General features: G+C 64.8%; 12 protein-coding genes. 7 read left to right on the forward strand and 5 right to left on the reverse strand.

Translation table 11 applies throughout. From position 1 onward, the window contains the following. Positions 1-19: 19 nt before the first annotated feature. Both PI87_RS14875 and PI87_RS14880 read right to left on the reverse strand, forming a co-directional pair. Entirely contained in the window at positions 20-1,030 is a 1,011-nt protein-coding gene (locus PI87_RS14875) for a TraB/GumN family protein (RefSeq protein WP_039598478.1), read from the reverse strand. A 49-nt stretch (positions 1,031-1,079) separates the two neighbouring features. Then, positions 1,080-1,691, reverse strand: a complete 612-nt coding sequence (locus PI87_RS14880; protein WP_039598479.1) for a TetR/AcrR family transcriptional regulator — start codon at positions 1,689-1,691, stop codon at positions 1,080-1,082. Positions 1,692-1,804: 113 nt separating this feature from the next. On the opposite strand from PI87_RS14880, the gene PI87_RS14885 reads away from it, so the two are divergent. Next, a complete protein-coding gene (locus PI87_RS14885; protein WP_232314000.1) occupies positions 1,805-3,334 on the forward strand; it encodes an MFS transporter in 1,530 nt (509 codons plus the stop codon). A 36-nt stretch (positions 3,335-3,370) separates the two neighbouring features. Next, complete coding sequence (locus PI87_RS14890) at positions 3,371-4,291, forward strand: alpha/beta fold hydrolase (protein ID WP_039598480.1); 921 nt, start codon at positions 3,371-3,373, stop codon at positions 4,289-4,291. Between the two features lie 3 nt (positions 4,292-4,294). Here PI87_RS14890 and PI87_RS14895 read toward each other — a convergent pair whose 3' ends face one another. Beyond that, a complete protein-coding gene (locus PI87_RS14895) occupies positions 4,295-5,485 on the reverse strand; it encodes a hypothetical protein (protein WP_039598481.1) in 1,191 nt (396 codons plus the stop codon). Positions 5,486-5,661: 176 nt separating this feature from the next. Between PI87_RS14895 and PI87_RS14900 the strand changes: the two genes are divergently transcribed. The 5 genes from PI87_RS14900 (at position 5,662) to PI87_RS14920 (ending at position 10,994) form a co-directional block, all read left to right on the forward strand. Further along, complete coding sequence (locus tag PI87_RS14900; protein ID WP_039598482.1) at positions 5,662-6,063, forward strand: DUF2946 domain-containing protein; 402 nt, start codon at positions 5,662-5,664, stop codon at positions 6,061-6,063. A gap of 84 nt (positions 6,064-6,147) precedes the next feature. Continuing rightward, a complete protein-coding gene (locus PI87_RS14905) occupies positions 6,148-8,460 on the forward strand; it encodes a TonB-dependent receptor (RefSeq protein WP_039598483.1) in 2,313 nt (770 codons plus the stop codon). After that, positions 8,460-9,713, forward strand: coding sequence for a sialidase family protein (locus PI87_RS14910; RefSeq protein ID WP_039598484.1), 1,254 nt, complete (start codon positions 8,460-8,462; stop codon positions 9,711-9,713). The genes PI87_RS14905 and PI87_RS14910 overlap by 1 nt, the downstream gene beginning before the upstream one ends. Beyond that, positions 9,710-10,216: a TlpA family protein disulfide reductase gene (locus PI87_RS14915; RefSeq protein WP_039598485.1), complete on the forward strand. Its 507-nt coding sequence runs from the start codon at positions 9,710-9,712 to the stop codon at positions 10,214-10,216. The genes PI87_RS14910 and PI87_RS14915 overlap by 4 nt, the downstream gene beginning before the upstream one ends. A gap of 73 nt (positions 10,217-10,289) precedes the next feature. Then, complete coding sequence (locus tag PI87_RS14920; protein WP_039598486.1) at positions 10,290-10,994, forward strand: hypothetical protein; 705 nt, start codon at positions 10,290-10,292, stop codon at positions 10,992-10,994. 305 nt (positions 10,995-11,299) lie between these two features. Here the strand turns inward: PI87_RS14920 and PI87_RS14925 are convergent, their stop codons facing one another. Both PI87_RS14925 and PI87_RS14930 read right to left on the reverse strand, forming a co-directional pair. Beyond that, positions 11,300-11,590 (reverse strand): hypothetical protein, encoded by a 291-nt coding sequence (locus PI87_RS14925; RefSeq protein WP_039598487.1) that lies wholly within the window; start codon positions 11,588-11,590, stop codon positions 11,300-11,302. A 17-nt stretch (positions 11,591-11,607) separates the two neighbouring features. Continuing rightward, entirely contained in the window at positions 11,608-12,366 is a 759-nt protein-coding gene (locus PI87_RS14930) for a sulfite exporter TauE/SafE family protein (protein ID WP_039598488.1), read from the reverse strand. Between the last annotated feature and the right edge of the window lie 124 nt (positions 12,367-12,490).

The raw sequence follows: 12,490 nt of genomic DNA on the forward strand, positions 1-12,490 counted from the left end.
GCCTAGCGCATGACGCGGGTTAGTGCGAAGCCGCTGGCGGCAACACCGGTGTGACCGTAAACCCACGCGCAGCCATGAGTGCTGGTAGGCCTTGCGGGCCGATCATGTGCAGCGCGCCCACTGCGCCGAATACGCGCTGGCCGCGCGCATGCACCTTGGCAAGGTTGTCGGCCATGGCGCGGTTGCGGTTCGTCACCAGACGTTTGAAGGCGCGCTTGTCCGACGGCGTCTTCAGGCAATCGCACCACTGCGGATAGCGCTCCAGCGTACTGAGGTCGCTATCTGCCCAGGCATTGGCGAGCGTGAGGGTTTGCGTGCGCGCCTCGCCCGATTCAATGGCGTCGAGTTCGGTGTCGAACTGCTGCACCATCTCGTTCTTCGGCACGATTTCATCCAGCACACGCAGTTGGTCGGCCAGGGTTTCCAGCGGCACGATTGGCACATGCACGCTGTTGGCGTACGTGGTCAGGAACAGGTCGATGCCGAAATCGGGATACAGCCCATCGGCGCGTAGCCCCAGTGCCGACAGCGATGCGAGCTGCATGATCGGCTGAAACTTGCGGATCTGCGTGAGCGCGGCATCGGGCAGGCATGCGGCGGCGATCAGCTTGTCGAGGCGCTCGCCGCGGCGGCCGCTTACCAGGCGCACATCGCTCTTGGTCTTGCGCGCTGCAAACGCTTTGCGGCTGCTTTCCTTGTCGAGCAGGTCGAGTTCGAGCGCAACTGCATCGCTGTGCTTGAGCGCATCGCGAATCGTGGGCCCAGGCAGCATCCAGTCGGCGCGTGCTACGTGGATCGTGCCGTACAGCCACGAGGTGTGGCCGTCCTTTTCGATGCGCCAGAGCAGGCCGTGATCGGTGGCGCGTTGGGCGGCGGCAGCCCAGCCGTCTTTGGGGATGGAGTCCGCCGCGGGCGGCGGGCAAGGATTTGCGGTTTGCGGTGATGCGTCTTGCGCGGTGGCGGTGCCAATGCCCGACAACAGGCAGAGCGCCGCCGCGAGCGTGCGCCACAGGGTGCGGTTGCGTGCCATGACTCTTCCCCGAGAAATCTTGTGATTTTGTGAGTGTGCTGCCTGCAGTTTAGCGGGCGCTGACCATCGCGTCCCATGCCGCCATCGCACAATCGACAGTGGAGAGCAACGCTTCACGCGGTGCACCATCGCGCGCCTGGATCGACAGGCCATTGAGCACCGTCGCGTAGTAGCCGCCCAGCGCGTCGGCGTTGGTGGCGGCCGGCACATCGCCTTCATCGATGCCGCGGCGGATGCGGGCGCGGATGGCGTCGATGGTCTCCAGCCGGATCGCCCGCATGTCTTCCTGCACCTGCTGGTTGGGCGCCGAGCACAGTAGTGCACCGAGCACGACCATGCAGCCGCGCGGCGCGTCTGGCTGGCTGAAGGCGAGGGCGTTGCTGCGCAGGAGTGCGTCGATCGATTCGCGCGCGGTGGCGGGTTCAGTCAGCGCAATGACCGTCGTGCTGCCCGCCGTCTGCCGGTACAGCGCGATCGCCTCGCGAAAGAGCGCCTCTTTTGAGCCGAACGCGGCATAAAAGCTCGGCGCGGTGATGCCGCCCATGGCCGCCTTGAGGTCGTCGAGCGTGGTGCCTTCGTAGCCGCGTGCCCAGAACACGGTCATGGCCTGGCGCAGGGCTGCGTCGCGATCAAAAGTGCGGGGGCGTCCGCGTGTCGCCATGATGAATCCTTGAAATCCCTATTTCTATACTGGGCAATATATTAATCCTTGACGCCTGCCGTGTCGTGCCCTTAATTTGTATATCGACCGATACATAAATAGGGGCTGCTCCTTTGAATACAACGACACAACAACACCTGGAGCCCACCGGGCGCTGGCTGGTGCTGGCAGCGGTCTGCATGGCGGGGCTGATCCTGCCGCTGTCATTTACCGGCGCAGCGGTGGCAACACCGGCCATCGGGCGCACGCTGGGCGGCAGTGCCACGGCGCTGAACTGGGTGGTCAACGGCTTCATGCTGGCCTTCGGCAGTTGCCTGATGGTGGCGGGGGCGATGGCCGATGCATTTGGGCGCAAGCGCATTTTTGCCAGCGGCATCGCCTTGTTCGTGCTCGCGTCGATTGGTGTGGCGGTAGCGCCCAGCGTGACGGCGATCGGCTGGCTGCGTGCGCTGCAGGGCGTGGCGGCTGCGATGTCGATGGCCGGCGGCTCGGCGGCGCTGGCGCAGGAGTTTGACGGGCATGCGCGCATCCGCGCCTTCAGCCTGCTCGGCACAACGTTCGGCGTGGGGTTGGCCTTCGGGCCGCTGATTGCCGGGGCGTTGATTCAGGCGGCAGGCTGGCGCGCGATCTTCGCGCTGTGCGCGGTGGTGGGCGCGCTCGCCTTCGTGTTTGGCGTGCCGCGCATGCGTGAGACGCGCGACCCCAATGCACGCGGTGTGGACTGGGCCGGTGCGGCCAGCTTCACGGCCACGCTCGTCCTGCTGACCTGGGCGCTGATGGAGGCGCCCGAGCGCGGCTGGGCAGATGGCGTGGTGCTGATGCTGTTTGCTGCGGCGGTGATCGGGTTGGTGGTGTTCATCGCCATCGAGCAGCGCGTGGCCCGGCCGATGCTGGACTTGTCGCTGTTCCGCTTCCGGCGCTTCGTCGGCGTGCAGTTCCTGCCGATTGCAACCGCCTGCTATGTGGTGATGCTGGTCGTGTTGCCCGCGCGCCTGATCGGTATCGAGGGGCAGGGCGAGACCGAGGCCGGCATCACGATGATCGCGCTGTCGCTGCCCTTGCTGGTGGTGCCGCTGCTGGCCGTGCAACTGGCGCATCGGTGGTCTGCTGCAACGCTCACCTGCGCGGGGCTGCTGGTGGCGGCGGTGGGTTTCTGGTGGCTGGGCGAGGTCGCTCCGGGTGCATCCGCCACTGCGTGGATCGCCCCGATGCTGATCACGGGCTTCGGCACCGGCTTTGCTTGGGGGCTGATGGATGGCCTCTCGGTGAGCGTGGTGCCCAAGGAGCGCGCTGGCATGGCGACCGGCATCTTCAGCACCACCCGGGTGGCTGGCGAGGCCATTGCGCTGGCGGTCGTGGGCGCGGCGCTCAGCGCGTTGATCGTTGCGCAGACGGGCACGTCCGGCGCAGCAAGCGCGGCGACGTGGATGGAGGCTGCGCACCGCACGGCCATGGGCAATGTTCCAGCGGCGCTGGCGCTACTACCGGCAGGCTCGGGGCCGATGCTCACGTCGGCGTATGGCGCGGCCTTTGCGCAGCTCGCGCACGCGCTGGCCGTGGTGTCCGTTGTGTCGGCAGCGGTGGTCTGGGGGCTGCTGGGGCGTTCTCAGTCTGCGCTGTCGGTCGCAGCGGACTCGCTGTAACACGTTCCATTCTTTCCACCCAAAACGAGGCACCTCATGCTCCAATCCAGCGATACGTTGGACGGCACGTTCCCGTACGCCCCGCACTTCACGGACGCTCCAGGTTTCCCAATGCACTACGTCGATGAAGGCCCGCGCGATGGGCAAGCCATCCTGTGCCTGCACGGCGAGCCCACGTGGGGCTACCTGTTCCGGCACCTGATTGCCGCGTTGCGTGAGACGCATCGCGTGGTGGTGCCCGACCACATGGGCTTTGGCAAGAGCGCCACGCCACGAGACCGCAGCTATTGGCTGCAAGACCACGTCGACAACCTTGAGCGCTTCGTGCTGGCGCTGGATCTGTGTGATGTCACGCTGGTCATGCACGACTTTGGCGGGCCGGTTGGGATGGGATTGGCGGCACGCCATCCTGACCGCATCCGCCGTGTTGTTTCCATCAACGGCCCGACGCCTTTCGGGCAAGCCAGTCTGGTCGAGCGGCTGACCGCGAACGTTCAAGTGTCGCCCTGGTTCCAGTGGATCGTGAAGGCGCAATCCGAAGGGCGTCTCGAACCCGTGCTGGGCGAGCTTGGCTACAACATCCTCAGCACGCTCAAGCTCAATGGCTTCGAGAATCACGCGCGCATCAACGACACGTGGCTACGTGCCTATGGCGCGCCGTTCGCCACGCCGGCCGAATGTGCCGGTGCGATCGGCTGGGCCAAGGGGTTTGCCACCGACGCACATCAATTCGAGATGCCCGATGCGGTTGCCAAACAGGCCATCCAGTCCAAGCCGGCGCTTGCGATCTGGGGCATGGCGGACCGTACGCTGCATGCCGAGCACTTTCTGCCGCTGTTCGGTGAGCTGTTTCCGCAGGCGCCTGTCCACAAGCTGGACGGGGTGGGGCATTACAGCCTGGAGGACGCGCCGGAACCGATCGCCGCGCTCGTTGCGGCGTTCCTGCAGCAGACCTGACGGCTATTTGCTCAAGCGCGGCGGCACGGCGTGTGCACCGCGCGTTTCGCGAAACCACAGCGCCAGGCTTTCGTCTTCCAGCGCATAGGCGCCGCGCGATTCCTTCCAGATCAGGTTCTTGTCGCGCAGCGCGTCAAGCGCGGCTTGCACCGTGGCGGTGGAGAAGTCGCTATGGCCCAAGCGCGCGGCGTAGGCCTTCATCGCGTCTTCCGAGAAGGGCGAGTAGCCTTGCCCGCGCTCGATCAACACGGCTAGCACCACGCGCTGGATTTCGGTCAAGGCGCTGTACTCGCTCTCGATCTCGCCCCAGATGCGGTCGCGGAAACCCTGTGCGCCGCGCTTGAGCAGTTCGCCCAGGCTGGCGGCCTCGCCCAGCTCCAGCGCGATCTCGCTGACGATGCCCTTGAGCATCTCCGGCCGATGTCCGACCAACTGGAAGGCAGCAAAGATGTCGTCTTCCTTGAACTGGTTGTTGGGCGCCAGGTGCTGGTTGACCCACGCGGTATAGGCCGACACATAGGCACGGCCCAGCAGCGGGAAGTTGGTCACGCGCGAGCCGAAGAACGGCTGCGTACGATTGAGCAGCAGGTTGGCGAGCTTGTCGCGGTTCGAGCCCGTGAAGACCAGGAACAGGCGTGGGTCCTCTACCCCCTGGTTCATCTGGTCGCGCGCGGCCTTGAGCGCGAACATGGCGTTGGTGCCCGCCTCGGTGGACAGCGCGTGCTGCGCCTCATCGATGATCAGTACGATGGGCCGCTGCACCGCCTTGTAGAGCACATCCAAGGCATCGGCCAGGGTGATGCCCGGCGGCAACCCGATCTTGCCGAGGTTGAACGTGAAGGTGCGCAGCACGTCCACCTTCTCCATGCCGGCCTGCTTGGCCAGCTTGGCGATCGGCCCGTCGAATTCGGACAGCTTGGACTTGATGGCATCGGCGATCAGCAGGCCGGGGTCGCGGGCGCGGTCGGCCCAGAGGTCGACATAGATGGCGATCCACTTGCGGCGCTCGACTTCGGGCACCAGGTCTTCGCGCAGGAACGTGCTTTTGCCGGTGCGCCGGGGTGCGGACAGGAAGAGGCCGGAGCGTGCGTCGGCCAGGCCCTTGCCCTCCAGGCTGTCGCACAGCGTATGGGCGAGGTCCTGGCGGTGGAAGTTGAAGCGGCCGGTGTCAGTGTCTGAATCGGTGGATGCCATCGCTTTAGGTTCGATTATGGATTGCGGTATAAATTATAGTCAGAACCATAATTAAGGATAATCCCGGTCGGATTGCAACCCGATCTGCGTGATTTGTGATGGCGCGGCACTACGCCGCAGGCAAAACGGGGAACCTTGTGCGCCGCTATACTCCCGGGATTCCATCGTTGCGCCCCATGCTCCATCGCCGCTGGCTCCCCCTCGTCTGGCTTGCGATCGTACTGAATGTACTGTCGCCGGTGCTCGCTTCCGCTCGCGCGGCAGCTACGGGCACGCTCGCCGTCGACCTGTGTAGCGCAACGGCCCCGCATGGCAGCACGGTGCAGGTCACCATCGACCTGCAAGGCGATGGCACCGCCGATGATTCGGCCGCCCACCATAGTGTGGCGCACTGTCTGTACTGCCCGGGGTTTGCTGCCGGGTTCGCGCTGGCATCATTGCCGGCGCTGGATGTTCCTTCCGCCTATTTCGTCTATCGCGTGCGGCAGCCGGCCAGCCCGGCGCCGGTGTACGCGCGCAGTGCGCTGCGCGTGGCCGAATCGCGCGCGCCACCGGTTTCTCCGCCGTTGTCGATCTGACGCGCCCGCGGGAGTGAGTCTCGCGGCGCTTTTGCGTCTGGCCAGCTTCATGGCCGGCGCCATCGCAATCCGGAGATCACCCCGATGTCATTCCCCATGCGCGCCGCGGCTGCCAAGCCCAAGCGCACGCTGGTGTGCCGTGCCGCGCTCGCCTTGAGCGCTGCTGCACCGCTGCCTACCTTTGCCGCTGACGATGCGGCACCCGCGCTGGTTGCCCAGGAACTCGCGCCGACCGTGGTGCGTGCCACCGCCGCGCCCGCGCCGTTTGCCCGCAACACGCCCGCCGTGGTGCAGACCGTGACGGCCGATCAACTGGCCGATCGCAATGTCGTCACCACCGAAGACGCCGTCAAATACCAACCCAACGTGATGGTGCGCCGCCGCTTCATTGGCGACCGCAACTCCATCTTTGCCGGCCGCGACTTCAACGAGATTCAGAGCGCACGCGGCCTGCTGTATGCCGACGGCATCCTGCTCTCCAACCTGCTCGGTTCCAGCTACAGCTTCCCACCGCGCTGGTCGATGGTCGGGCCGGATGACCTGGCGCGCGTCGACATCCTGTACGGGCCGTTTTCGGCGCTGCTGCCGGGCAATTCGATGGGCACGACGATTTCGATGACGTTGCGCAAGCCCGAGACCTTCGAGGCCGCTGCGCAGACGCAGGTGATGCGCCAGCACTACAGCGATGCGTATGGTTTCTCGCGCAACGTCACCGGCAACCACGAGAGCGCGTCGCTGGGCGACCGTGTCGGCAAGTTCTGGTATGCGCTGTCGGTCGACCGGCTGGAGAACGACAGCCAGCCGATGCAGTACGCCACGCCCAACTCCAAGTTCACGCCGGGCGGCGCACCGGTGCCGGTGACGGGCGCCCGGCAAGACCTCGGCCCCAACGGACTGCCGCGCGTGATTCTCGGGCCGCAGATGCTTGAGCGCACGCAGCAACTGCAAGAGACGCTGCGCATGGGCTACGCGTTCAGTGACAGCCTGGAGGCATCGCTCACGCTCGGTCATTGGGAGAACCACTACAACGACCAGGCGATCAGCTTTCTGCGCGATGCCGCCGGCAACGCGGTCACGGGCGGCAACGTGCTCATCAATGGCACGCCGTACACCATCGCCCAGAACGCCTTCGCCCCGCAAAACGGCGATCAGGAAAACTGGCTGTACGGCCTGGGCGTAAAGGGCAAGCTTGGCGGCTGGAAGATCGACGCCAACGCCTCTGCGTACAACGTCACGCGCGACATCCTGCGCGCGTCCAACACGGTGGCCGGCAATGGCCCCGGTACGGTGTTTTACGGTGATGGCACGGGGTGGTCGAATTTTGATGTGAAGGCCGTCTCGCCCACAGTGTCGGGCCATACCTTCACGACTGGCTACCACTACGACCAGTACCACCTGCGCAACCAGACCTTCAACGCCACCAACTGGTCTGCCGAGACGCTTTCCACGCTCAAGTCCAGCTACCAGGGCGATACGCGGACGCAGGCCGTCTTCCTGCAAGACGCGTGGGCCTTCGCGCCGCGCTGGCTGGCCACGCTGGGTTTGCGGTACGAGAACTGGCGCGCCTACAACGGTCAGCTCGGCAACGGCAGCACCACGCTTGGCTACGCGAGCCGCACGGAAGACGCGTTCTCGCCCAAGGCCGCCGTGCAATGGCAAGCCACGCAAGACACGTTGCTGCGCCTGTCGTATGGCCGTGCGGTGCGCTTCCCGACGGTGGCGGAGTTGTTCCAGGGCACGATCAGCGGCAACACCATCGTCAACAACGACCCGAACCTTAAGCCCGAGCGCGCCAATGATTTCGACTTCACCGTCGAGCAGGCCGTGCCGTACGGCGTGCTGCGCACCAGCCTGTTCCAGAGCGACGTGCGCGACAGCATCTACACGCAGACCAACATCCTGGTCACGCCCAACGTGACCAATGTGCAGAACGTCGGCCGCGTACGCACGCGCGGCATCGAGCTGGCGTATTCGGGGCAGGACGTGCTGCATGACGTGGGGGGGCGCGGCGTTGACGTGGAGGCCAACGTTGCCTTCACGCAGTCGAAGACGCTGGAGGATGCCGCCAACCCCACTTATGTCGACAAGACCTGGCCGCGCATGCCGCGCGTGCGCGCCAACCTGTTTGCGAGCTGGCATGCCACGCCGGATTGGACGGTGGGCGCGGGTGTCCGCTATTCGGGCCGGCAATATGGCACGCTCGACAACACCGACGTGCTGCCCAATGTCTATGGCGGCACGAGCAGTTTCTTCACGGTGGATCTCAAAGCCAGCTACCGCATCGACAAGCACTTCACGCTGGCACTTGGCGTCGACAACCTGACCGATCGGCGGTACTTCGTGTACCACCCGTATCCGTCGCGCACGTTCTATGGACAACTGAAATGGCGTCTGTAATGCATTCGATTCCGCGGTGGACAGCTGGCCTGCTGCTGGCCTTGGCAGCGGCGGTTGCCATCGCGCACGAAGGCCACGACCACGGCGCCATGGCCAGCAAGGCTGCAGCCAAACCGCAGCTCGCCACCACCGCCGCGTTTGATAAAGCAGGGCGCTTGTGGGTGACGTGGGCGGAAGGGCAGTACGTGGTGGTGGCGTCGTCCGATGATCTTGGCAAGACGCTCTCCAAGCCGCAGCGCGTGAACCCGCAGCCCGAGCCGATCTACACCGACGGCGAGAACCGCCCCAAGGTGATTGCCAGCCCCGATGGCGCGCTGTACGTGAGCTGGTCACGCCCGCTTGACGCGCCGTACACGGGCTACGTGCGCTTCTCGCGCTCGCTCGACGGCGGAAAGACGTGGAGTGCTCCGGTGATCGTCCACCATGACCGCCAACCGATCACGCACCGCTTCGATTCGATTGCCGTGGATAGCGAGGGCCGGATCTTCGTCACCTGGATCGACAAGCGTGATCTGCTGCGCGCGCAGGCGGCCAAGCAGCCGTACGACGGCGCGGCGGTGTACTACACCGTGTCCACCGACCGGGGCGCCACGTTCGCGCCGGAGCGCAAGGTCATCGACCAGACCTGCGAGTGCTGCCGCATTGCACTGGCGCCGGATGCCAACGGCCACATGCTTGCGTTGTGGCGCAACGTGTTTGCCGGCCAGATTCGCGATCACGCATTGGCGACTTTGCCGGTCGACAACACGCCGTTTGCCATCACGCGGGCCACGTTCTCTGAATGGCGCGTCGATGCCTGCCCGCACCACGGCCCGGCCCTGGCCGTAACGGCCGATGGTGTACGGCACATGGCGTGGTTCTCGGTACAGCAGGACAAGCCGGGGTTGTTCTACAGCCGTCTCTCGGCGGATGGCCGGCCGATTGGCGATGCCTGGGCGTTTGCGGGTTCCGCGCAAGCGGGGGCGCAGGCATCGCACCCGGCATTGCTGGCGGCGGACAGCGCGCTGTGGCTCGTCTGGAAGCAGTTTGCCGATGACCACATGCAGATCCTGCTACGCAAATCGACCGACGGCGGTGCGCACTGGACGACCCCAGTCAGCCTGGCTCAAACCGATGGCGGCAGCGACCATCCGCAACTGCTTGCGCGCGACGGCCATGTCTACCTGTCGTGGCGCACGCAGGCTGAGGGTTACCGCTTGATGAATATCGACAGTGCCAGTCCGTCCAATCCATCACTGGAAGCATCTCAATGACTATCCGCTTGAAGACGCTGGCGATGGGGTTGGCGCTGTCTGCCGCTGCCATCACTGCACAAGCTGCTGAGGCATTGCGCTTTCAGCCGCTGTACGCGCGCGACGTACCTGCGCTGTTGCAAACGCCACGTACCCGCCCGCTCATCGTCGAGATCTGGTCGCTCGATTGCAGCTACTGTCGCGAGAACATCGCCCGCATTGCGCAGTGGCGGCACACCGCCAAGCAGAACGTGGATGTCGTGATGGTGGCAATGGATGGCCCAGAGCAGGCCGACATGATGAACCGTGCGCTGGCGCCGCTAGCGCGCGACAGCAAGGTTGGCCTGGCACGCATGCCGCAATACGCCAATGCCGAAGCCATGCCCGAGCGCATGCGCGCCGCGCTGGACCCAGGTTGGCAGGGTGAGATGCCGCGCACCATCATCCTGCGTGCCGACGGCAAGCGCCATGCATCGAGCGGCTTGCTCACGCCAGAGGCACTGGAAGCGGCGCTCGCACACTAAGCTCTCTTAACCTACCCGGACGCTCGTTTTGAAATAATCCCCGCCCCAATTCTTCAACAACAAAGGCAGGGAAATGAGCGTTCTCAATAAGGTCGAAAGCGGTTATCTGCAACTGATGCGGATTCTGGTGCTGACGCTGGCCACCGTCGTGCTGGTGGGTGTGGTGCTGCTGGCGGTGAACGCGGTGAGCGACTACAACGCCAAGCCGGCACCCGTCTCGGAAACCATCAACATCAAGGCCGCGGCCTTCAAGCTCGACGACGAAGCGGCAGAGGGCGCCGATGGCGATGCGGCCAAACAGCACCCAGGTGCGGCCAAGCAGGAAACGGCGCTTGCCGACGTTATCAACAAGCATGGCAAGGCATTGCTGGGTGTGTCGTTCCAGTTTGACAAGGCGGAAGTGCATGAACTGGTGACCGGCGCGCTGGAAGACCCCGACCAGGGCGAGCCGTTCCTGACCTCGCAAACGGCTTACCTGGATCAGGTGTTGGGCCGCGCCGACGTTGCCAAGCAAGCCAAGACGAGCGAAGCGTTCTATGCGATCGTCAACAAGGTGTTTGTCGATTACCACGTAGCCTACGCCACCGAGAAGGAGCGCATCTCCAACGAGAAGGACGAGGCCAAGCTGGATGCCAGCGGCAAGCGCTCGGGCGTTTATATCTCGCTGTACATGATTGCCGCGCTGTTCTCGGCATTCATCATGCTGGTGATGCTGATTGTGCAGATTCGCATCGAGCGCAGCATCCGCGTGATGTCGGAAGCCAACGCCCGCGCTTGATGTCACCCGGCGGCGCCGCGCCGCAAGCAACGATCGGCAGATGGTTGGACGAGGTCTCCCTTACCGGAAGTGTGAACAGTCATTAAAGAAAACGGCGCGGACCCCCCTCGTTGTTGGGGTATGTCGGGGGACGTGTACTTTTTATAATGGCCTCGCTTTGTGAATTCCGGCGCATTGCTCGTTCACAAAGCACACCCGACCATCTTTCGTCGTCAAAGGCTGAAGATGTTAAGCCCGCTCGCCCCCCGGCCCGCGGGCTTTTTCTTTGCCCGATCCGCGCCGCGGGGGCGGATGATAGCGTGCCTTCAACGCGCTGTCGCGTGCGACGAAGTGGGGTATACGGTGGCCGGCCGCTCGGTCTCGTCGGATGTCGCGCTCAGGCCCACGGCCATCGCCGCCAGCAAGATGGCAATACCGCGCGCAACGTAGAACACCGTTTGTGCGCCGATCATTTTCGATTCAGGTGCCTTTGCTTCGGTGGGGCGGGCATGCCATGCGTCGTGCGCGGCGTGGCGCGATGCGTGCATCGGCGCGGCATCGCGATGGGCACGCGGTGCGCGCGTGCGATGCGTCGGATGAGGCTGCATGTGTGACATGGCGGTTCTCCTCATGTTCAAGCGTGAGACCAGGCGCGCCAAAACAGCAGAGCCGTCATCGAAAAGCCGAAGGTCGAAATGAGCGCCAGCACGACCGGCACGGGCAGGCGCTTGCCGACGTGCGCGCCCAGATAGCCGCCAAGTGCTGCGGCCACCAGCATGACCAGCGTCTGTGGCCACCAGACCATCTTGGCCAGCGCAAAGCACAGCACGGCAACGAGATTGGTGGCGCCCACCAGCAGCGTGCGCGAGGCATTCAGTGCCTTGATGTCGTCGTGGCCGAACAGGGCCCAGACCGCCATCATCATGATCCCCACCGCGCCGCCAAAGTAGCCGCCGTAGATGGCCAGCCCGCCTTGGGCGATCAGCAGCATCGTGCGGTTGATCTGCATGTGCTGACGCAACCACGCCCCAGCCTGCTTGCCAAACGTGAACGCCAGGGTGCCCACCAGCAACAGCCACGGCACAATGAAGTCGAACGCGCGCGAAGACGTGTTCATCAACAGCAGGGCGCCCGCCAGGCCGCCCACCAGGCTGACCGCCACCATGGCGCGCATCGAAACCTGCTCGAACCCGCGATAGTCGCTTCGATAGGCCCACGCCGAGGTGGCCGCGCCAGGCAGCAATGCGACCGTGCTTGACGCATTGGCCGCAACCGACGGCACGCCCGCAAACATGAGCGCGGGCAGGGTGACGAACGAGCCGCCGCCCGCCAGCGCATTCATCATGCCGGCGAGCAGGCCCGCGCCAAAAAGCAGCAGCGTGGCGGATTCCATTGGGGGCGTTGGAGATGCTGTGTTGGAAGATGCCTCAGTTTCTGCCACTGGCGACCCCGCCACAATCTGCGATACATTGATTCAGCCTCAGGCTGAAACTGAGGCTTAAGCCGATTTTGCCCCG

Source organism: Ralstonia sp. A12 (genome assembly GCF_000801955.1).
Classification (GTDB): Bacteria; Pseudomonadota; Gammaproteobacteria; order Burkholderiales; family Burkholderiaceae; genus Ralstonia.